The sequence below is a fragment of the Thalassotalea marina genome (assembly GCF_014656435.1).
Lineage (GTDB): Bacteria > Pseudomonadota > Gammaproteobacteria > Enterobacterales > Alteromonadaceae > Thalassotalea_C > Thalassotalea_C marina.
Genome location: NZ_BNCK01000004.1, coordinates 481,699 through 501,995, shown reverse-complemented (window position 1 = coordinate 501,995; position 20,297 = coordinate 481,699). Strand labels below are relative to the sequence as shown.

Annotated in this window: 23 protein-coding genes; 8 read left to right on the top strand and 15 right to left on the bottom strand. The window is 39.2% G+C overall.

Annotation, left to right across the window (positions count from 1 at the left end; genetic code table 11):
• The first annotated feature begins 2 nt into the window (after positions 1–2).
• The 6 genes from IE199_RS11455 to IE199_RS11430 all read left to right on the top strand — a co-directional run bounded on the left by IE199_RS11455 (position 3) and on the right by IE199_RS11430 (position 5,349).
• On the top strand, positions 3–1,055 hold the full coding sequence (locus IE199_RS11455) for an AI-2E family transporter (RefSeq protein WP_189770499.1): 1,053 nt from the start codon (positions 3–5) through the stop codon (positions 1,053–1,055).
• A 203-nt stretch (positions 1,056–1,258) separates the two neighbouring features.
• Positions 1,259–3,130: a CocE/NonD family hydrolase gene (locus IE199_RS11450; RefSeq protein WP_189770491.1), complete on the top strand. Its 1,872-nt coding sequence runs from the start codon at positions 1,259–1,261 to the stop codon at positions 3,128–3,130.
• A 265-nt stretch (positions 3,131–3,395) separates the two neighbouring features.
• Positions 3,396–3,773, top strand: a complete 378-nt coding sequence (locus IE199_RS11445; RefSeq protein WP_189770482.1) for a PH domain-containing protein — start codon at positions 3,396–3,398, stop codon at positions 3,771–3,773.
• A gap of 42 nt (positions 3,774–3,815) precedes the next feature.
• Complete coding sequence (locus IE199_RS11440) at positions 3,816–4,244, top strand: DUF1801 domain-containing protein (RefSeq protein WP_189770480.1); 429 nt, start codon at positions 3,816–3,818, stop codon at positions 4,242–4,244.
• A 13-nt stretch (positions 4,245–4,257) separates the two neighbouring features.
• Positions 4,258–4,626, top strand: coding sequence for a hypothetical protein (locus IE199_RS11435; RefSeq protein ID WP_189770478.1), 369 nt, complete (start codon positions 4,258–4,260; stop codon positions 4,624–4,626).
• Between the two features lie 216 nt (positions 4,627–4,842).
• Positions 4,843–5,349, top strand: a complete 507-nt coding sequence (locus IE199_RS11430) for a hypothetical protein (RefSeq protein WP_189770476.1) — start codon at positions 4,843–4,845, stop codon at positions 5,347–5,349.
• A 46-nt stretch (positions 5,350–5,395) separates the two neighbouring features.
• Here the strand turns inward: IE199_RS11430 and IE199_RS11425 are convergent, their stop codons facing one another.
• From IE199_RS11425 to IE199_RS11395, 7 genes are all read right to left on the bottom strand, one after another.
• Positions 5,396–5,578, bottom strand: coding sequence for a hypothetical protein (locus tag IE199_RS11425; RefSeq protein WP_189770474.1), 183 nt, complete (start codon positions 5,576–5,578; stop codon positions 5,396–5,398).
• Positions 5,571–6,257, bottom strand: coding sequence for a M15 family metallopeptidase (locus IE199_RS11420; RefSeq protein ID WP_189770473.1), 687 nt, complete (start codon positions 6,255–6,257; stop codon positions 5,571–5,573). The genes IE199_RS11425 and IE199_RS11420 overlap by 8 nt, the downstream gene beginning before the upstream one ends.
• Complete coding sequence (dapE, locus tag IE199_RS11415; RefSeq protein WP_189770471.1) at positions 6,257–7,390, bottom strand: succinyl-diaminopimelate desuccinylase; 1,134 nt, start codon at positions 7,388–7,390, stop codon at positions 6,257–6,259. Before dapE ends, IE199_RS11420 begins: the two co-directional genes overlap by 1 nt.
• The gene (locus tag IE199_RS11410; protein WP_189770464.1) at positions 7,390–7,734 is read right to left on the bottom strand and encodes an ArsC family reductase; all 345 of its coding nucleotides are present in this window, start codon (positions 7,732–7,734) and stop codon (positions 7,390–7,392) included. Before IE199_RS11410 ends, dapE begins: the two co-directional genes overlap by 1 nt.
• Position 7,735: 1 nt before the next feature.
• Positions 7,736–8,116, bottom strand: a complete 381-nt coding sequence (locus tag IE199_RS11405) for an ACT domain-containing protein (protein ID WP_189770462.1) — start codon at positions 8,114–8,116, stop codon at positions 7,736–7,738.
• A 436-nt stretch (positions 8,117–8,552) separates the two neighbouring features.
• Positions 8,553–10,658, bottom strand: coding sequence for a phosphate acetyltransferase (gene pta, locus IE199_RS11400; RefSeq protein WP_189770460.1), 2,106 nt, complete (start codon positions 10,656–10,658; stop codon positions 8,553–8,555).
• Positions 10,651–11,856 carry an acetate kinase gene (locus IE199_RS11395; RefSeq protein WP_189770453.1) on the bottom strand — a complete coding sequence of 402 codons (1,206 nt, stop codon included), beginning with the start codon at positions 11,854–11,856 and terminating at the stop codon, positions 10,651–10,653. Before IE199_RS11395 ends, pta begins: the two co-directional genes overlap by 8 nt.
• Positions 11,857–12,019: 163 nt before the next feature.
• Between IE199_RS11395 and yfbV the strand changes: the two genes are divergently transcribed.
• Complete coding sequence (yfbV, locus tag IE199_RS11390) at positions 12,020–12,436, top strand: terminus macrodomain insulation protein YfbV (protein WP_229854665.1); 417 nt, start codon at positions 12,020–12,022, stop codon at positions 12,434–12,436.
• A gap of 29 nt (positions 12,437–12,465) precedes the next feature.
• On the opposite strand, the gene rlmA is transcribed toward yfbV, so the two are convergent.
• From rlmA to udk, 8 genes are all read right to left on the bottom strand, one after another.
• Complete coding sequence (gene rlmA / locus IE199_RS11385; RefSeq protein WP_189770449.1) at positions 12,466–13,284, bottom strand: 23S rRNA (guanine(745)-N(1))-methyltransferase; 819 nt, start codon at positions 13,282–13,284, stop codon at positions 12,466–12,468.
• Between the two features lie 35 nt (positions 13,285–13,319).
• The gene (xthA, locus tag IE199_RS11380) at positions 13,320–14,126 is read right to left on the bottom strand and encodes an exodeoxyribonuclease III (protein ID WP_189770447.1); all 807 of its coding nucleotides are present in this window, start codon (positions 14,124–14,126) and stop codon (positions 13,320–13,322) included.
• Positions 14,127–14,261: 135 nt separating this feature from the next.
• Complete coding sequence (locus IE199_RS11375; protein ID WP_189770446.1) at positions 14,262–14,846, bottom strand: hypothetical protein; 585 nt, start codon at positions 14,844–14,846, stop codon at positions 14,262–14,264.
• A 91-nt stretch (positions 14,847–14,937) separates the two neighbouring features.
• The gene (upp, locus tag IE199_RS11370) at positions 14,938–15,597 is read right to left on the bottom strand and encodes a uracil phosphoribosyltransferase (RefSeq protein WP_189770444.1); all 660 of its coding nucleotides are present in this window, start codon (positions 15,595–15,597) and stop codon (positions 14,938–14,940) included.
• 29 nt (positions 15,598–15,626) lie between these two features.
• On the bottom strand, positions 15,627–16,202 hold the full coding sequence (locus IE199_RS11365) for a thymidine kinase (protein WP_189770442.1): 576 nt from the start codon (positions 16,200–16,202) through the stop codon (positions 15,627–15,629).
• Position 16,203: 1 nt separating this feature from the next.
• Positions 16,204–16,980 (bottom strand): deoxyribose-phosphate aldolase, encoded by a 777-nt coding sequence (deoC, locus tag IE199_RS11360; RefSeq protein ID WP_189770440.1) that lies wholly within the window; start codon positions 16,978–16,980, stop codon positions 16,204–16,206.
• Between the two features lie 10 nt (positions 16,981–16,990).
• Complete coding sequence (locus IE199_RS11355; protein WP_189770438.1) at positions 16,991–18,229, bottom strand: NupC/NupG family nucleoside CNT transporter; 1,239 nt, start codon at positions 18,227–18,229, stop codon at positions 16,991–16,993.
• 17 nt (positions 18,230–18,246) lie between these two features.
• Positions 18,247–18,885 carry a uridine kinase gene (gene udk / locus IE199_RS11350; RefSeq protein WP_189770436.1) on the bottom strand — a complete coding sequence of 213 codons (639 nt, stop codon included), beginning with the start codon at positions 18,883–18,885 and terminating at the stop codon, positions 18,247–18,249.
• 184 nt (positions 18,886–19,069) lie between these two features.
• Here udk and IE199_RS11345 point away from each other — a divergent pair, with 184 nt between their 5' ends.
• Positions 19,070–20,293 (top strand): phosphopentomutase, encoded by a 1,224-nt coding sequence (locus IE199_RS11345; protein WP_189770434.1) that lies wholly within the window; start codon positions 19,070–19,072, stop codon positions 20,291–20,293.
• The last annotated feature ends 4 nt before the right edge of the window (positions 20,294–20,297 follow it).

The following is a 20,297-nucleotide window of genomic DNA, read 5'->3' as shown; positions in this document are numbered from 1 at the left end:
TTATGGGAATTTCACAAAATACAACCGGCGTATTAAAAGCCTTAGTGGTGACGGCATCGCTGTTTATTGTATTGGCAGGCGTTAAAACTGCTGCACACATTCTTGTTCCATTTTTATTAGCAACGTTTATTGCCATCATTTGCAACCCTCTAGTGGTAAAAATGGAAAATGTTCGTATTCCAAAAGCCGTTGCTGTGACTTTAGTCATCGTGTTTTTTGTTTCAATTGTACTGTCTCTTGCTGGCTTAGTCGGTCGTAGCTTAGGTGAATTGTCAGGCCAAATGCCCGAATATAGAGAGCAACTCAGTGTGCAATTAGCATGGGTGGTTACTCAGCTGGAAAGTTTTAATATCACGCTTTCTGCTAATTTGTTGAAAGAACATGTAGACCCGGCTGCGGCAATGGGCTTAGCCGCCGACATGCTTAGCGGCTTAGGTAACGTGATGGCCAACTTGTTTTTAATCATTTTAACCGTGGTTTTTATGTTATTTGAAGCACCATCGCTATCAAAAAAATTACATTTAGCGATGGACGACCCACAAATGCGCTTGCAGCAAATTGACAGGTTTTTATCTTCGGTAAACAACTATTTAGCTATCAAAACACTAGTCAGTATTGCCACAGGCGCTACCGTTTCCTTGATGCTCTGGGCCTTTGGTTTAGATTTCCCACTATTGTGGGGTGTATTAGCATTTTTGCTTAATTACATTCCAAACATAGGATCTATCATTGCAGCTGTTCCCGCGATGTCTTTAGCGGTATTGCAGTTAGGCGCTGCACAGGCAGGTTTAATTGGTTTGGGTTATGTTGTGATAAATACCGTGATGGGTAATGTCGTCGAACCTCGCTATTTAGGGCGAGGTTTGGGTTTATCAACATTGGTTGTATTTGTTTCGTTAGTATTTTGGGGGTGGTTGTTAGGCACAGTTGGCATGTTATTGTCTGTACCATTGACCATGGTGATTAAGATTGCTTTAGAGAGTACCAAAGAAGGGCGCTGGGTTGCGGTTATGCTTTCAGGTGATGACCTTAGCGAACATGAACAAAAAGCCTAATCAACTTTTGTAAGCTTAGTTTGATGGCTTAACGGTATTTTGAACTGTTGAGCCATCTTGTAGTTTACAGCTTAACGTAATTATCTGACATATAGTCGAAAAAACTCGCAAAACATGTATGTGATTTATACACTGCTAGAAGCCCTCATCAGGGTAAAGCTAGTGGTTTACCCAATAATAATCACAACAAAACTAGGATATTTATGCGAGCCATATCTTCATACTTGATCATAATCTGCCTGTTTTTAAGCAGTGCAACGGCCTTGGCGGCCGAGAAGAAAACCAACCCTAGAGCGGATTACATCCGAGCAAATTACACTAAATTTGAATATCAAATACCCATGCGAGATGGCGTAAAGCTATTTACATCAGTATATATTCCAAATGATGACAGTAAGTCGTACCCGATAATGATGCAACGCACACCTTATCGTGTGGCACCTTATGGTGTGAGTAAATATAAAACACGCCTTGGACCAAGCGCATCGTTTGAAAAAGATGGCTTTATCTTTGTTTTCCAAGATGTGCGTGGAAAATACATGTCTGAAGGTACCTTTGTTAATATGCGTCCACAAGACGCATACAAGCGCGGTAAAAAGGCGACAGATGACGCGACAGACACTTACGACACGATTGATTGGTTAGTTAAAAATCTTCCAAGCAATAATGGCAAAGTGGGCATGTGGGGTACATCTTATCCTGGTTATTACACTTCTGTTGGCGCCATTAACAGTCATCCGGCGTTAAAGGCGATCTCACCACAAGCTCCAATTGCAGACTGGTTTTTTGATGACTTTCATCGTAACGGTGCTTTTGTCACACCAATGGCATTTATTTTCTTCGACAGCTTTGATAAAAAGCGCGAAGGAACTCACGCACACTCGTTTAGCCGAATGAATTCGGAAACACCTGATGGTTACGAATTTTTTAAAAATTTGGGGCCTCTATCTAATGTTAATGAAAAGTACTTTAAAGGCGATCGTCAATTTTGGAATGAGTTAACTCAACATCCAAACTATGACGAGTACTGGCAAGCAAGAGATGTTTTGCAACATTTAAAAGATACTAAACCTGCTACTTTGGTAGTTGGTGGCTGGTATGACACTGAAGACTTGTATGGACCACTTTATACCTATCAAACCATGTCAAATAAAAACAAAAAAGAGCATATCAAAATGGTCATGGGACCTTGGTCTCATGGTCAATGGAATAGCTCAGCGGGTGGTCAAAGTTTGGGTGAAGCGAATTTCGGATTTGATACCAGTAAGTGGTTTCAAGAAGAAATTCAATTACCATTTTTCAAACAGCACTTAAAAGATGCTAAAGACGCAAAATTAGCAACCGCGACAATGTTTGAAACGGGTAGTAATCGCTGGCGTAAATTTGATGTATGGCCACCTAAAAATGGCAACAAAACGACTTGGTACTTAAATAAAAACGAGTCTTTTAGCTCTGATAAAGTTAACACAGGAGCTAGTGAATATATTAGTGATCCAAACAAACCCGTTCCGCATTCGGCGAAAGTAAGTCGTGGTTGGGATAGACCTTATATGGTTGAAGATCAACGTTTTGCTGCTCGTCGACCAGACGTTTTGGTGTTTGAAACCGATGTGTTAGATCAAGATATGACCATCGCAGGAGCAATAGATCTAGACTTATGGTTTTCTACGACACAAAGTTCAGCTGATATCGTCGTTAAGCTAGTTGATGTATTTCCTGGTAAAGATGAAAATAACGATAGAGTAGACAGCAAAACTGGTAATAGACATGAGTTAGTTCGATGGGGAGTGATCCGTGGTCGTTTTCGTGACAGCATGAGTGAGCCAAAACCTTTCACTCCAAATAAGCCAACGCAGGTGAAGTTTGATCTATACGATGTGTTACACACCTTTAAACGTGGTCATAAAGTACAAATCCAAATCCAAAGTAGCATGTTCCCGTTTATCGACATGAACCCTCAAAAGTATGTAGATAATATTTTTGAAGCTAAAGAAGAAGATTTTGTAAAGGCTTTTCATAAGATTCACCACACTAACAAACACCCAAGCGCGATTAGTTTTTCAACCATTAACTAACGGTTGCGATATATCGGGTAAAAAGCCGAACTAAGTTCGGCTTTTTCTTATAAATTACTTCAATACTGAGTTAACGGGTATTAGCTTAAAATCATGCATTTGATTTAAGTATGCATCAAAGTATGTTTTATGACTTGCATCGACTAAAACAAGAGCTTTTGCAGGTGGAGATTTAAATTAAATAAAAATGTTATACCCCAAGTAATAAAAACAGCCTGTCTAAGACTGTGCAGACAAATTAAGAAAAATAACATTAAGGATAGTTATGATTGATTTTAAAAATTCGTCGGTATTTAAATTAAAGCCTATCGCCATTGAAGACGCACGAGAAGACTTTCACAAATTCATTATTGATGGTGAAGAAATCATAGCGGCTTTTAAAACGATTCGCGACCAAGTCGTTTTTACCAATAAACGTGTAATTGCCGCCAATGTGCAGGGGCTAACAGGCTCAAAGGTTGATTACACTTCGCTGCCTTATAGCAAAATAAATGCTTTTTCTATCGAAACTTCTGGTACCTTAGATTTAGACTGTGAAATTGAGCTGTACATTAGTGAAGTTGGACGAGCAAGGTTTGAAATAAGAGGCTCATTCGATATTGTACAATTCAATCGTGTTATCAGCGAATATACCTTGGCTTAATTTTTATGGCGTTTTCACGCCATATGTAATGAAATAAGCAGTATGAACCAAGACATATGGACAAAGTTTGCCGACTACCCTGATAACGTAACGGCGCAATTGAAGCGCATCGAAAACACTATTATGGTAGTCGCTGCGAATCTTAACGCAGGAAAAGTTAAGGCGTCACTTAAATGGGGGGAGGCTAGTTACCTTGTAGAAGGTGGTAGTGCTATTCGCATCGATTGGAAGTCAAAGCAACCAGACGTTGTGAAAGTCCTTTTTCATTGTCAAACGTCTTTGGTTTCAACGTTTAGAGAAGTTTACCCTAAAGCATTTGAATACGAGGGTAACCGAGCCTTGTTAATTCCCTTGACGGTTAATCTCGCTGAAACGCCAATAGCAGAGTGTATTTCGCTGGCGTTAACCTATCAAAACATTAAGCATTTACCTTTACTTGGTGCATGGCCAACTGACAACGCGTCTATTTAATGGATCAATAAAAATGAATATATCAACTTTCTTTTTACGAATTATCTCAGTCGCGCCGTTATTTAGTTTTATTATTGCGTCAATTTATTATTTAGTATTCAAAGAGCAGTTTTTACATAATAATCATTGGTTAATAGTCGGTGTTGTTGCACTTCAGTTAGCAATTCATGATGTAACGAAACTGTATAGTAAACCTGTTGTCTTGTTTGTCAGTGCTATTATTTTTAACATTGCGGTGTTACTTGCACCTTTATTTTCAATTGCAGTACCTAAAGCTGTTTTGATAGGGGCGGTATGTTTTATTGCCTTGGGTTTTATTGTATTTATCGCAAATATTTTGCTAGATAAATACCGTGCTAAAAGTGAATCAAGAGGGGGTTAATCAATTCGATAGCTTTAGGTTAAAAAATATACTTACAAAATGGTTAAATGTAACGTTTGCGTTTAGCTTTAATAAACGTAATAGTAATACCAATTGCATTAACTAGTTGATCAACTTAGAGCCACATTCGCACGCTAAGTGCGAGCTGAATAATCGAGATATACTCGCTTTATAGATTGATTATGTTGAAACCACAAGTTTGTTATCGGGGGATATATGTCTCGCTTGTTATTAATAATATTTGCCATTGTGGCGATTCAAACTAAAGCTGAAACGTACATTGGGCAGTGGTATTTGTCGTCAGCTAATAACCAAAGCTACGCACAAACTCGTGATGGTGATAGCCAATTACGCCTTGAAGTGGCTGAAGGTAAGGTTGTTGCCGTCAGGCTAATTTTAGACAAATTTTCTAAGTTTGGTGAACACGAAGGGGTTTTGGAATATAGTTCACCCAAATACGGTTTGATTCGCACGACCAAATATCGGATTGAGCAAGGTGAGGTGGTGCTAACCGATCCTTTTGAAGTGCATTCTTTTGTCGATAACTTGATCAATATTTCTACTCACTTGATGTTTGCTGAGAACAATTTTGGTAATTCGTTTAAAGATAGAAAGTTAACCATCGCCTATTTAGATCAAAGCAAGCTGCCACAATGGCGACGCTCTAGTTTTTCTACGGTAGAGATTGACGAAGTGTTGGCCGAGTTGGGTGTAAGTGTATAGCGTTGTGATGTGTAATTAAAAAGAAATAAAGCGCCAATTTGGCGCTTTATTTCTTTTTAACGGTGTCCATTTTATGGGGTTGTTTGTTACTTCTTGGTAAGGTTTCTTTAAGATCGTTTAAGCTTTGCTTTCGCATTGGCGTTTTAGCATTTCTTCTTACAGTACTCATATTACCTATGATAACTAAAGCAAATACGACAAAAACTAAAATGATTATCCAGTTATCCATGAGGGGCTTTACCTACGTTATAAACATATTGAGTCATTAACTCAGTTATGTTTTCTAGTATATAAGATTTAGCCGCAATATCGCACTGTTTGAGTTGATCAAAAACGACTCCACTTGTTAACCGTTGTTGCATTTCGCTTGCCAATGGAAAATAAGATAAATGCCAAGGTTCAGCGGCAACACCACCCCGAAATTGATCGTAAGGGAAGTAAAAGCCAAAGTCGTGAGCATTTTGGGCAAGCCATTGGGTTAACTGCCCAAATGGCCCATTGCCTTGATATTCCCATGGTTCAAGCTGTAATTTTTGCTGATCTGTCAGTGCACTTGGGCTATAAAAATCTAAATCAGTTCCCCAATGATGCCGGCTAGTAGCAGGCAGCGCAGAAAACAACATTACGGCTGCTACTTGCTGCCGCTCTTCAAGACCAATGATATCTATTTGTAGGTTATCTATGGTTTTTACAGGCAGTTCACCAGTAAACTTGCGGTTCCAAATAGACAATTGGCGATCAAAACCACGAAAACCACTGGCTATTGCAAGGTCAAATCCAGCATCTTTTGCTGCTGTATGCAGCTGTTGCCAGGCATTTAGTACATCTTTATGTAGCCCTAAATTTTTGGTTATATAGTATATGTGTTGATCACATGATCCAGTTAAAATACTGTTAGTTATTTTCATTACAACAAAACGTTTTTTAACGTTTGATAATAAATATCGGTTAATTGATCAAGATCGTCGCATTTTACACATTCATTCACTTGATGAATGGTGGCATTGCAAGGGCCTAGTTCAACAACTTGTGCGCCTGTAGGCGCAATAAATCGACCGTCTGATGTACCGCCGGATGTTGATAATTCAGTTTCTCTATCAGTAACTGTTTTTATCGCCTTTTTGGTCGCATCTACTAAAACACCGGGCTCTGTAATAAATGGAACACCGTTGTAGGTCCATTTTATTTCGTAGTCAAGTTGGTGTGACTGTAATACAGCGTTAACTTTATCAACGATTTTTTCAGCCGTTAACTCTGTGCTATACCTCAAATTAAACCAAGCCGTTAAATGGCCGGGAACAACATTAGTTGCGCCTGTTCCTGATTGGATATTAGATAATTGAAAGCTGGTTTCGGGGAAGTATTCATTACCATTGTCCCAGTGCAGCTGACTGAGCTCAGCTAATGCTGGCATGGCTAAATGAATTGGATTTTTTACATGCTGTGGATAAGCAACATGACCTTGAACACCAAAAATTTCTAACTCACCCGAAATTGAACCGCGACGGCCATTTTTAACGATATCTCCAACCAAATGGGTGCTTGAAGGCTCACCGACAATACAATAATCAATTTTTTCATTGCGAGCTTCTAATGTATCAATGACTCGGGTAGTACCATTGATAAATGGTCCTTCTTCATCACTGGTAATTAAAAAGGCAATTGATCCCTTGTGGTCGGGATAATCGTTAACAAACCTTTCTGTCGCTACCACCATTGCAGCTAAACTGCCTTTCATGTCGGCAGCGCCTCGGCCGTATAACATACCGTCTTTGATGATTGCTTCAAAAGGTGGAGTATGCCAACGCTCTAGGTTACCAGCAGGCACAACATCGGTATGACCGGCAAAACAAAACACCGGTGCCTCTGTACCCTTGCGACACCACATATTAGTGGTATCGTCAAACACCATAGTTTCAGTATTAAACCCTAAAGGCTCGAGACGGCTTGTCATTAATGGCTGGCAACCAGCATCTTCCGGAGTTACAGAAATGCGCTCTACCAGCGCTTTGGTCAAAGTAATGGTAGGAGATAATATCATTAACAAAAAATCTCTTGGTATTGCGCCGCTTTAAAGCCAATGGCAAAAGTATCTTTTGATACAAGGATAGGGCGCTTTAACAAAGTGGGTTGCTCCAATACTTGAGTATAAGCGACCTCGTCTGAAAGGTTGTTTTTTATGTCATCAGGCAGGTTACGGTAGGTGGTACTGCGTTTGTTAAGCAGGTTGTCCCAATTAGAACGTTCTACAAAACTTGTTAATAGTTCTTCGCTTAAACCGTCTTGGCGGTAATCGTGAAATTGGTAACTAATGTTGTTTTCTTCTAACCACTTGCGTGCTTTTTTGATGGTGTCGCAGTTCTTGATGCCGTATAGAGTTGTCATGTTAGATCACTTGATAATTATTGTTACGCAATGCTGCAATGGCAGCTTCTATTTTATTGGTTTTTACCAAAATATAATCAGTATCAAAGGTAGATATCGCAAATATACTGATGTTGTTATTAGCTAAAACTGATGAAATACTCGATAAAATACCTGTCAGGGTAAAATCTAAAGGCCCTACCACTTCGAGTGCCTGCCAATCTGGCTCACTATCATCACTCACTATATTTACACTGCTGGGAAGCACGATAGACACTTCTTCGAATGTTTTAGCGATAAAATAAATATCTGCGCTAAAAACGGCTGTGGGTATTGCGCTGTCAACAGGCAAACTGTGTATGGTAAATACTTTATCAAGTAACTTTAACGTTAAGTTTTTCATCTGCTTATTCGCTTATAAATTTAGCTTATTACTATAACCTTTAGCTGAACTTAACTCTAGTAGCCATCAGCTAACTAGCTAAGACATTTTAGATATGTTGTAGTTTTTGACAGTTAAGGATCCTTTTACGTCATATTGGTTAAAATAAATAACTTTGATCGTCATGCAATGGCTAGTTGCTGCCAATTTAATGACAATCGTTTATTAACTAATATCCACAAAACCTGTGGATATCATTGTGATTAACCTATTGGGAATGTCTTAAGGTATTGTAATAAAAGGATAAATATTGTTGGTTGTTTTTTGATTAGTTCGTTTTTATTCACAACAGTGTCATTAAATTGTCAAAATATACATTTAACAGGCAAAATTAACTTTTATTGGTAATTTTGCCTGTTAAAATTCAAAAATTTAGTATTTTAGCGTGTATTTTGTATTAAGTTGCTTGAATTGCAGTCAGTGCAATGGTATAGACGATGTCGTCAACTAAAGCGCCACGTGATAGATCGTTAACAGGTTTGTTTAAGCCCTGTAACATTGGACCAATACTGACCACGTCAGCAGATCGTTGAACCGCCTTATAAGTGGTATTTCCCGTATTAAGATCTGGGAAAACAAATACCGTAGCTTGACCAGCAACAGGGCTATTGGGTGCCTTTTGTTTAGCGACGTTTTCCATAATCGCTGCATCATATTGCAATGGCCCATCGATGATAATATCTGGCCTTAATTGTTTAACGATCTCGGTTGCTTTAACCACTTTTTCTACATCAGCACCTCTGCCAGATTTACCCGTGCTGTAACTGATCATCGCGACTTTTGGAAATATACCAAAGCGTTTAGCAGAATCAGCAGATTGAATAGCGATATCGGCCAGTTGCTCAGCATTAGGATCTGGGTTAATTGCACAATCTCCGTAAACCAACACTTGATCAGGTAACAACATAAAAAAGACTGATGACACCAAATTATTGCCTGGGCTAGTTTTAATTAATTGCAGTGCTGGGCGAATGGTATTGGCTGTGGTGTTTACTGCTCCTGACACTAAACCATCTACTTCGTTTTGCGCTAACATTAAGGTGGCCAATAATGTGTTATCTTCCAGTGCTTGCTGTGCCATAAGTTCAGTCATGCCTTTGTGCTTTCTATGTTCAACGAGTACATCAACATATTGCTCTCTTATCGCACTTGGATCTGTAATGATAAGAGTATCTGGCAGCTCAAAACCCTGTTGCTGTGCAATTGTTTCAATAGCTTCGCGTTCACCTAAAATTTGGCAACGTGCAATACCTCGTTCGACACAAATTGCTGCTGCTTTAATGGTTCTTGCATCAGTACCTTCAGGTAAAATGATAAGCTTATCAGCTGATTTTGCACGCTCTGTTAATAAATGCCTAAACGCTGGTGGTGAATATTTTAGATGCTCACCAGCTTGATCCATTAAATGCGCTAACCACTCTTGATCTAAATGATCGGTGACATATTGTTTAACACGATCAAGCCTTTGTTCGTCATCTAGTGGGATCTCGGGATTATAATTCATCAAATAGCGCGATGTTTGCCATGTATCCCAAGGTACGGAAAGTATTGGTAATCCAGCATCAAGCGCTTGTTTACAAAGCTCCATCACTTGTGGCTCTGGCAGGTAACCGTTGGTTAACAGCAGGGCGCCTACTTTTGTACCATTTAGCGCTGACAAACATGTCGCAATGATTATATCTGTTCGATCACCGGGGGTGACAATTAAACGATTGGCCTGTAAATGGCTCACTAAGTTGCCAACGCTGCGAGCACAGAAACTAATACTTCTGATCCGTCGATGAGATATATCGCCCTCGTTAATTACTGTTGCTTGTAAATAGTTACTGATGTCAATTACACGTGGTGCGATCAGATCTATCGACCATGGGACTGTGCCCAATAACGCAAAATTTTTGTTAAATAAATTTAAGTTTTGCCAGTCTTCCAGCGCATATTTTTGCTCATTTTCATGTTCCCGAGGCAATAAGCCTACTTCGTCTTTGTCTGGTGAATTAAGTTTATTAATAATACAGCCAAGCAGGTTTTTAGCTTTCAATCCGCCATATGTTTGCGCGGTTACATCGAGTCTGTCTTCAAAGTCTTCAGGTGAATCTTCATCTGGAGATGCAACCAATACAATATCTGCAGATAGTGCACGTGCAACGTCACGATTAATTCTTGCAGCGTAAGGTTGTCGTGTTGTTGGCAACAATCCTTCAATGATCACCAAGTCATATTCTTTGGCATATTGGTTAAAATTAGCGACAATCTGCTCTAGCACCACCTCATGATTACCATCAGCTATTTGTTGCTCGACGTGGTTTAATGAAAGCGTTAAAGCTCCTGTGTGTTCATGTTGAAATTGCTTAACATTTTTAAGGTAGTTGCGAGATGGCTGGCTGATAGGTTTAAAATGACCAACGCTGATCCCCAATTGTTGGCACGCGTGGTAAAGCCCTAGCGTAACGCTTGTTAAGCCGACACCAAAACCCGCAGGTACTAACATTAATCGTTTAGACATTGCGTTTTTCCTCGGATAACAATTGGTTAGTTTGATTGGCGATCACTAATTCTTCGTTGGTAGGAATAATAAGACAAGGGATGCTAGCTGCCGAAGCGATATTGCAGATTGTTCCACGTTCTAAATTATTGTTGGTATCACTGTTGATGTTGATATGAAGTAGAGCTAAGTGTTGAGTAATTTTTTCTCGAATTAGGCTGGAATTTTCTCCGATGCCACCCGTAAAAATAATACCATCAAGCTGATTAAAGCATACTGCAAATGAGGCGATGGTTTTTGCTGCTTTATATGCAAATATATCAAGAGCAAGTGAAGCTCGGGCATTGCCTTCATTTGCTGCTTGTTCTAATTCTCGACAATCATTGCTAAGGCCAGATAAACCTAATAAACCACTTTGTTTGTTAAGTAAGGTTTTTATTTCCTCTAGCTGATAGCCTAATCGCTCAGCTAAATCAAAGATGATGCCGGCGTCAATATCACCGCTACGAGTGCCCATGATCAAACCTTCAAGCGGTGTCATACCTAAGCTAGTATCAACACTTTGACCCTGTTTCACTGCGGTGACACTGCAGCCATTACCTAAATGCGCACTGATAAAGTTACATTGATTAATAGGCTTGTTTAAGTATTCTGCAGCTTTATTAACCACATAGTAGTGACTTGTACCGTGAAATCCATATTTACGAATACTGTGCTCTTGGTAGAGCTCAAGAGGAATACCATATAAATAAGCATGTTGCGGCAACGTTTGGTGAAAAGCTGTATCAAAAACGGCCACTTGTGGTAGGTCGGGAAATGCTTTTAAACAGGCCTCTATACCAATCACATTGGCAGGATTGTGCAAAGGGGCAAGGGGCGACAAGGTTTTTATATTGTCGATGACTTGCGTATCTAGCAATGTCGGTTGATTAAACTTTTCACCGCCGTGCACAACTCGGTGTCCAATGGCCTGTATGAGTGCCATAAGACTTTGTTCAGTTAAAAACTTAACAATTGAATCCAATGCTGCTTGATGATCGTATGGAGATTTTAAGGGCAATGACTGTTTTGTCTGTTGGTACTTTAGTGTGATAGAACCTTGAGGGCTTTGCAATTGTTCTGCTATGCCTTCGAGCATTACGGATTTGTCGGCAGGGTTAATAACGGAAAATTTTAATGAAGAGCTGCCACAATTTATAACGAGTATTTGACTTTGCATATAAATCACTTTTTCTTTGAGATTGAACACATTATACGACAACAACACTACTGTAATGTTTGATGCTGTTCAAAGTTTTATATTTATTGCTTAAATTTCGACCGACAGATGACTTTGTGCTATCTTTTTAAAATAGAGTTGTTATAGTGTGTGGCCTATGAATATGAGTGTTGTTGAAATTATTAAGTTAGGTCGAAAGTACATGAACCTATGGCCCGAAAGGTCAGAATTGGCGCAGTACTTTTCAGAATATCGTGCAATTCAAGTTGCTCGTTTAGCCTGTCGTTACTTGCCTGGCGTTGCGTTGTTTATATTTGTTATGCAACTTTATCTCGGTGGTATTCAGGTATTGCCTCAGTCAATTGTTTATGCCGTATTTATTTTAAGTATTCCAATTCAAGCTTTGATTATGTTGGGTGTTAAAGCGGATAAGTTTTTACCTCCTTCGCTAGCCGCGTGGTACAAAGAGGGGGTCGCAAAGTATAATCAACGAGGCGGCAGTATTAAATTATCGATGCAAAAGCCTCGCTATGTTAATTTAGCGGAGCTGTTAAAGCTCAGTTATACTGCGTCTAATTAAAAAAACATTTCATATCAAAAAAGCCGCTATTAGCGGCTTTTTTGATATGTGCGGATCATAAAGTCAGCTTGGCAATTAAATTGCTCTAATTGCGCTAACTCTTTTTTGACTTGTTCACTTGCTTTAAAAGCGAAAGGTGTCATTGACAGTAAATTCAAAATATCATCCCCTGAAGATAGCTCCATTTCATAACTAAGCTGTTCTTGATGCAACAAAGTTAAGTGCGAAATAGGAGATTTATTTTCATCATGTTGTTGTGCATTGATATATATTTTTTCTTTTAAAGCATGCAAATGGTTTTTGGCTGGTGTTACGGTAATCAAAATACCGTCAAATGCTAATACACGAGTAAACTCAGCTTCCAAAATTGGCGCATATACTGAAACTAGTGCATTAAACGTTTGATCAGCGAAAGGTAAGTGTGAAAGAGTAGCAACACAAAAGTGATTATCTTTGTATTTTTTTGCTGCCTTTTTAATAGCTTCTTTAGCGATGTCTACACCATATATATTCGCTTTAGTTTGAGCCAATTGATGAGTGTAATATCCTTCGCCGCAACCAGCATCTAAAATGTTACCTTGGTCTTTTTTATATTGTGCAAGCAAAGAGGCGAGTTTTGACACCAAAGGTTGGTAATAACCCTTTTCAAGAAAAGCACGGCGTGCATTGACCATGGCTTTATTATCGCCAGGTTGTTTGGATTGTTTGAGTTGTACTGGCAGTAAATTTACATAACCTTCTTTGGCCAAATCAAAGCTATGGTTATTACCACAGCAAAAAACCTTATCTTTTAATGTTAGTGACGTTTGGCAAATAGGGCACTGATAATCAGGGTGTTTAAGTGTCATAGTAAGTAGGGGTGTTACACACCCCATGTATCAATTTATTTAAATGTTGACCAAATTGGTGCATGGTCGGACGGTTTTTCGATGCCTCGAAGTTCATAATCGATATCTGATTCAATGCAGCTTTTTGCTAAATTTTCTGTTGCCAAAACAACATCAATTCTCAGGCCTCGATTATCATCAAATCCACGAGAGCGATAATCAAACCATGAATAACGATCAGTTGCTTCTGGGCTAAGTTCTCTGAAGGTGTCTTTAAACCCCCAGTTAAGTAAAGTAGCTAACCATTGGCGCTCTTCAGGCTGGAAACTACATTTTCCTGTTTTTAACCAGCGTTTACGGTTAACTTCACCAATGCCAATATCTAAGTCAATGGGAGAAATATTAATATCTCCCATGACAATAATATTTTCATCTGGCGTGTGATGATCGTTTAAGTAGGTCATTAAATCTTTATAAAACTGGCGCTTGTATGGGAACTTAGTTTCGTGCGCGATATTGTCGCCTTGTGGGAAATAACCATTTAAAACGGTTACTTTATCACCGTGATCATTGGTGGTTGTTACCATGATCATACGTTTTTGTGATTCTTCTGTATCAGTAGGGAAGCCTTTAACAACAACGTCTGCAGGCTTTTTACATAACATAGCTACGCCGTAATGTGCTTTTTGGCCATGAAAGTATACGTGATAGCCCATTGCTTCAACATCTGCTAATGGAAAAGCTTCATCATGTACTTTGATTTCTTGCAATCCAATAATGTCTGGCTGATGTTTATCAATAACTGCTTGAAGTTGATGTAGTCTGGCTCTTAAGCCATTTATATTAAAAGAGATGACTTTCATGATGATCTTGTTATTACTGATTTTAAAGGCGAAATGTTAACACAGTTCACCAGCTAAACTAATACCAATAAAGATAAATATTTGGATAATTTACCCGATTTTTCGTGCTAAAAGTTAAGGTTGTTGACAAGTACTTTAAAAAAACTCGATGTCTTCATCGTCTTGGTCATTGGCGTGTTTGTTTGCCATGGCTTGTCTAAACTCACTCAATGCCTGCTCAACGGACATACCTGAAAGCACATTATCAAACATGATTCTTTCTTCTTCCATGGTGTATTTTGAACGAATTGATTGTTGCAATTCTTGCCATTTAGGCGGTGAGTACAAGCTGCTAGGATCTGCAATAAGCTCTGCCAATGCCGTTAAACTTAAACTGACGTGATCAAGCCGTTGCGTTAGTTTGTCATAAAACTGAAAGGCAATTATAGACGCCTGAACTTTGTCCATCGCGGTATTAGTTGAGCCTTCAATGATTGACTTAAGTTTATCCGGAATTTGTTTTTCGCTTTGTTTTGGTAGCTTTTCAATAGAAGTTTGAATATCTCTAAGATTAGTTGCCAGTGCAGTAAATGATTGGGATAAAACTGAAACGGAGGAGTGACCTTCATTCATTGATTGGTCAATTTGTGCTACCGCCAAATTTAACATTAAAATAGTTTCACGCAGTTGGCTCCAATCTAGATCAGGTTGGGCGGCGCTAGAACCAGCAAAAGTCGTCATTCTATACTCCTTTACAGTCGTGGTTACTTTTGAAATAAAAGCTAATCGATTGTTTTGAGTATAGAAGTATTTTTAAATCGCGCTAATTCGTTTAAGCCAATGTGCCAAATATTTTATCGCCTGCATCTCCAAGGCCTGGCAAGATGTAACCATGCTCGTTTATTTTCTCATCTAATGAGGCAATGTAGACGCTAATATCAGGGTGTGCTGTAGTTAAGGCTTCTAAGCCTTCAGGCGCTGCGACTAGAAATATAGCGCTGATGTTTTTACAGCCAGAATTCTTCAACATAGTAATTGAAGCGATGGCAGAACCACCAGTTGCTAACATTGGATCGAGTACAAATGCTCTACGTTGGTCGATGTCATTAACTAGGTTTTCGTAGTATGTTTCGATGCCAATAGATACCGCACCATTTTCAGATCTAGTTATATCGTCATCATTACGTTTTAGGCCAACTAGGCTGATTTTAGCATTTGGTAGTAAGCTCAACGCCCCGTTTAACATACCCATGCCAGCTCTTAAAATAGGTACCAATGTTGGGGATTTTTCGTTCAACATAGGCGCCATAATATCACCAGACCAACACTTGATAGGCTTATTACTTATTGTCATAGAACGGGTTGCGTCGGTCATTAATAATGCCGATACTTCATTGGTTAATTCGCGAAAGCTTTTTACCGAAATATTATGCTCTCGCAATAACGATACCTTGTGTTTTACCAAAGGGTGATCACTGATATGTACGGCCATCACGGTGTCCTCTTTAATCTGCGTTTACGTTACCAAACTAGCTGTTTGAAGTGAGCGCGACATAACGACTCATATCTTTCATTACCACCGACTTCAATTTGAGCGCCTGTCGTGGCCACCTTGCCTTGTTGATCACGGCGTACGACAAAGTTGGCTTTTTTACCACAGTGACAAATGGTTTTTAATTCAATGAGTTTATCTGCCCAAGCGAGCAGGGCTGCACTGCCGCCGAATGTCTCTCCCATAAAATCTGTACGAATGCCATAAGCTAACACTGGAATATTAAATTCATCTACAATATCAGTTAACTGTTTAACTTGTACTTTAGTTAAAAACTGGGCTTCATCAATGAGCACACAATCGACATGATGTTTTGCGGTAAGCTCAGAGACTTGTTGATAGATGTTAGTGTTTTCATCAAATAAACTCGCTTGAGCATCAATGCCTAAACGCGAGGAAATTTTACCAACAGCATATCTGTCATCAATGGCTGCAGTAAACAACAGCGTATTCATGCCACGTTCGCGGTAGTTGTATGACGATTGCAACAAGTGCGTCGATTTACCTGCATTCATGGTTGAATAATAAAAATAAAGCTGCGCCATGTTAGTAGCTCGATTGACTATTAGCGTCTAATTGTTGACCAGAAATAGTTGCTTTTAAGCTACCTAACAGGCCACTAGCACCAAACCTAAAGTGAATAGCATCAAGCCATGATGCGCCAAGAAGGTCCATAACCAGTGCCAAGTAAACTTCAGCATCTTCAACGGTTCTAACACCACCAGCAGCTTTAAATCCTATGTTCGGGTTTTTATCGTTTATCACAGATAACATAACCTTTGCAGCTTCTGGTGTAGCGTTTACTGGTACTTTACCAGTAGAAGTTTTAATAAAATCAGCACCAGCATCGATAGAAATTTCGCTCGCTTTTTTAATTAATTCAGGCGTTTTTAATTCGCCTGACTCAATAATGACTTTTAGTGCTACCGATCTTCCACAAGCGCGTTTACATGCTTGCACAAGTTCAAAACCTATATTTTCATTGCCAGCCATTAGTGCTTTATAGGGGAATACAACATCAACTTCATCGGCGCCTAATGCGACAGCTTCAGCTGTTTCTTTAACGGCTTGATTAACATCATCATTGCCATGAGGAAAATTAGTCACAGTCGCAATTTTTACATCGGCAACACCTAAGTCTTCAAATGCTTTTTTTGCCACAGGAATAAAACGAGGAAAAATACAAATGGCAGCGGTGTGGCCATACGCAGAGGCAGCTTGTTGGCATAAGTCAATAATGTCTTGGTCTGTTTCTTGATCCGTCAAGCTTGTTAAGTCCATCAATGTTAGTGCTAAAGTAGCGATTTGTTGTTTATCACTCATTTGAAAACTCCTAGAGACTTAAAAACACACCAGCAATAGCGGCGCTCATTAAATTAGCAAGTGTTGCAGCTATCATAGCCTTAAGGCCAAGACGCGCTATATCATGACGACGAGAAGGAGCCATAGAACCTATACCACCCAATAAAATTGCTATTGAAGAAAGGTTGGCAAAACCACATAACGCAAAAGTAACAATGGCTTGTGTGGTAGGGCTTAACGTGTCTTTGATTTCAACAAAATTCACATAGGCAAAAAATTCATTGATAACAATTTTTTGACCAATAAAGCTACCGGCTTGCAACATTTCGTTGGCTGGAACACCAATAACAAAAGCAAACGGTGCAAATAAATACCCTAACATCCACTCAATGGTGATGTGGTCATAGCCAAATAAACCACCAAGACCACCAACTAACATATTTAACAATGCAATTAATGCAATAAAGGCAAGTAGCATAGCACCAACATTAACGGCAAGCTTTACACCTGATGCTGCACCAGCTGCTGCTGCATCAATCACGTTAATGGGTTTATCGTCGCCGTCATCCATGCCCAATTCATCTGTTTGAATTTTATCGTGTTCAGTTTCAGGCATGATCATTTTAGCCATAAGTAAACCGCCTGGGGCTGCCATAAATGAAGCGGCAATGAGGTATTTTAACTCAACACCTAAACCAGCGTAGCCAGCAAGTATTGAGCCTGCCACAGACGCTAAGCCACCAACCATAATGGCAAATAGCTCTGAGTTGGTCATTCTTGAAATATAAGGTCTTACTACAAGTGGAGCTTCGGTTTGACCGACAAAAATATTAGCAGTTGCAGAAAGAGACTCTGGTTTGCTGGTTTTTAATAATTTTTGTAATCCGCCACCTATGATGCGGACAACCCATTGCATAATGCCTAAGTAGTACAAAACGGCGATAAGAGATGAAAAGAAGATAATGACAGGGAGGACACGAACGGCAAAAACAAATCCAACGCCGTTATTAAACATGGCGTCGGTGCCTAAGCCACCAAAGATAAAATTGATACCAGCTTTGGCGCTATCAATAACACTTTGTACCCCATTAGTGACTGACTCAAGTACATCTTTACCAAATGGTACGTAGAGTACAAAGGCGCCTAAAATCAATTGGAGTAAAAATGCAAAACCTACGGTTCGAAAATTAATAGCTTTGCGATTTGAACTGAGGAAATAGGCGACACCTAACAGTAATGCGATACCTATTACGCCGTGTAATGCTCCCATGAAGTCATTCCTTATTATTATTTATTTATCAGTTGACGTATTTTGGCTTTGATAACTTCAATAGCCATTCGGTTTTTTCCACCACGGGTTACAATAATATCAGCCCATGATTTTGATGGTTCTATATGTTGATAATACATAGGACGAACCGTTTTTTCATATTGTTGTGTAATTGAATCTAAACTTCTTCCGCGCTCTACCATATCGCGCTTGATCCTGCGAATGAGGCAAATGTCTAACGGAGTATCGATATAAATTTTCATATTAAAGCTGTCACGTAGCGCTTTATTTGAAAATAACAAAATACCTTCCACTAAAATGATTGGTGTTGGTGCAATATCGATTGTATTTGTTGTTCTTGTGTGTGTTTTGTAACAGTACACTGGACTTTTAATAGTTTTATTTTCGGTTAGTTGATGCAGTTGCTCTGTTAACAGTTCATGTTCAAAAGCATCAGGGTGGTCATAATTGGTTTGTTCTCTTATCGCTAAAGGGATGTGGTCTTGCGCTTTGTAATAAGCATCTTCTTTGATGATAGAGATGCCATTTTCTCCCAATTCAGGGAAAAGCTCGTCATAGATAGTTTGTGCAAACAAACTTTTACCAGATGCTGATGCACCGGTTATTGCAATAATCGTGGGTTTATTGGTTAACAATCGCGGAAGCCTATTTCTATTTATTTAAATAAATGCGCTAATTAGTCGTTATTATGAACGAATTTCTGCAGAATTCATTAGAGCAATTTATTTCTTTTACTATAACTAAAAGGTCAAAAGTGATAAATTAACATAACTTGACTAAATGGTCATGAATTTTCATCAATTAACGCAGGATTGTATTATGGCACGCGCAATAATTTTAGTTTTAGATAGTTTTGGTATTGGTGAAGCGCCAGATGCAGACAAATTTGGTGATCAAGGAGCGAATACCTTTGCTCATCTGTCAAAAGTATACTTTGAACAAACTGAAAAGCTGATAGATTTACCTAACTTAAGTCAAATGGGGTTGATTAAAGCAGCTGAGTCTGCAGGCAAAAAAAGCTTTCCTCATCAAGACTATGCTGTTACCAAAGGGGCATACGGCTATGCTGGCGAATTAAGCAGCGGTAAAGATACACCAAGTGGACATTGGGAAATGGCTGGCGTGCCTGTCCTGTTTGATTGGGGCTACTTTACAGACAAAGAAAATAGTTTTCCTCAGGCTTTAATGGATGAAATTAATAAGGCAACAGGTATTGAGGGCTTTTTAGGTAATTGTCATGCCTCTGGAACTGACATCATTGCGCGTCTCGGTGAAGAACATATTCGCACCGGGTTACCAATTTGCTATACATCAGCAGATAGTGTTTTTCAGGTAGCGGCGCATGAGGAACACTTTGGATTAGAAAACTTATATCAATATTGTGAGCAGGTCAGGGCGCTTTTAGATGACTACAATATTGGTCGAGTAATCGCACGTCCTTTTGTTGGAAATGATGCATCTGATTTTGTCAGAACCGGTAATCGTCGCGATTATTCGGTATTACCACCAGCACCTACCGTATTAGATCGAATGGTTGAAAGTGGTGGTAACGTCATCAGTATTGGTAAAATTTCCGATATTTATGCTCATCAAGGGATCACCAGTAAAACGAAAGCAACCGGTATTGACGCCCTTGTCGACGCAACAATTGAACACCTGAATAAAGAACCACAACAATCGATTATTTTTACTAACCTAGTCAACTTTGATCAAGACTTTGGTCATCGACGTGATCCGGTTGGTTATGCTCAAGCTTTAGAGTTATTTGATGCAAGATTGCCTGAAATATACGCTGCAATGGCAGACGAAGATATTTTATTTTTAATTGCCGATCACGGTTGCGACCCTACGTGGCATGGCAATGACCACACTAGAGAATATGTACCAATGTTGGCCTATCATCATAATATTTCACAAGTTAATTTAGGTGAACGCAGTACATTTGCAGATTTAGGGCAAACCATTGCACAGATGTTTAATTTAGAAAAACTCGATTATGGTGTCAGTTTTTTCAATGACTTAAACTTTAAAAGCGGTAAATAGGATA

Bases quoted from the DNA above. Each gene is read 5' to 3' on its own strand.
- deoC (WP_189770440.1), bottom strand. From the start codon at position 16,980: ATGAGTGATAAACAACAAATCGCTACTTTAGCACTAACATTGATGGAC.
- IE199_RS11410 (WP_189770464.1), bottom strand. From the start codon at position 7,734: ATGACAACTCTATACGGCATCAAGAACTGCGACACCATCAAAAAAGCA.
- IE199_RS11455 (WP_189770499.1), top strand. From the start codon at position 3: ATGGGAATTTCACAAAATACAACCGGCGTATTAAAAGCCTTAGTGGTG.
- IE199_RS11405 (WP_189770462.1), bottom strand. From the start codon at position 8,116: ATGAAAAACTTAACGTTAAAGTTACTTGATAAAGTATTTACCATACAC.
- IE199_RS11375 (WP_189770446.1), bottom strand. From the start codon at position 14,846: ATGACGACTTTTGCTGGTTCTAGCGCCGCCCAACCTGATCTAGATTGG.
- pta (WP_189770460.1), bottom strand. From the start codon at position 10,658: ATGTCTAAACGATTAATGTTAGTACCTGCGGGTTTTGGTGTCGGCTTA.
- IE199_RS11430 (WP_189770476.1), top strand. From the start codon at position 4,843: ATGTCTCGCTTGTTATTAATAATATTTGCCATTGTGGCGATTCAAACT.
- IE199_RS11425 (WP_189770474.1), bottom strand. From the start codon at position 5,578: ATGGATAACTGGATAATCATTTTAGTTTTTGTCGTATTTGCTTTAGTT.
- xthA (WP_189770447.1), bottom strand. From the start codon at position 14,126: ATGAAAGTCATCTCTTTTAATATAAATGGCTTAAGAGCCAGACTACAT.
- rlmA (WP_189770449.1), bottom strand. From the start codon at position 13,284: ATGACACTTAAACACCCTGATTATCAGTGCCCTATTTGCCAAACGTCA.
- IE199_RS11345 (WP_189770434.1), top strand. From the start codon at position 19,070: ATGGCACGCGCAATAATTTTAGTTTTAGATAGTTTTGGTATTGGTGAA.
- IE199_RS11435 (WP_189770478.1), top strand. From the start codon at position 4,258: ATGAATATATCAACTTTCTTTTTACGAATTATCTCAGTCGCGCCGTTA.
- IE199_RS11450 (WP_189770491.1), top strand. From the start codon at position 1,259: ATGCGAGCCATATCTTCATACTTGATCATAATCTGCCTGTTTTTAAGC.
- IE199_RS11355 (WP_189770438.1), bottom strand. From the start codon at position 18,229: ATGGGAGCATTACACGGCGTAATAGGTATCGCATTACTGTTAGGTGTC.
- dapE (WP_189770471.1), bottom strand. From the start codon at position 7,390: ATGATATTATCTCCTACCATTACTTTGACCAAAGCGCTGGTAGAGCGC.
- IE199_RS11445 (WP_189770482.1), top strand. From the start codon at position 3,396: ATGATTGATTTTAAAAATTCGTCGGTATTTAAATTAAAGCCTATCGCC.
- IE199_RS11365 (WP_189770442.1), bottom strand. From the start codon at position 16,202: ATGGCGCAGCTTTATTTTTATTATTCAACCATGAATGCAGGTAAATCG.
- upp (WP_189770444.1), bottom strand. From the start codon at position 15,597: ATGGCCGTACATATCAGTGATCACCCTTTGGTAAAACACAAGGTATCG.
- yfbV (WP_229854665.1), top strand. From the start codon at position 12,020: ATGAGTGTTGTTGAAATTATTAAGTTAGGTCGAAAGTACATGAACCTA.
- IE199_RS11420 (WP_189770473.1), bottom strand. From the start codon at position 6,257: ATGAAAATAACTAACAGTATTTTAACTGGATCATGTGATCAACACATA.
- IE199_RS11440 (WP_189770480.1), top strand. From the start codon at position 3,816: ATGAACCAAGACATATGGACAAAGTTTGCCGACTACCCTGATAACGTA.
- IE199_RS11395 (WP_189770453.1), bottom strand. From the start codon at position 11,856: ATGCAAAGTCAAATACTCGTTATAAATTGTGGCAGCTCTTCATTAAAA.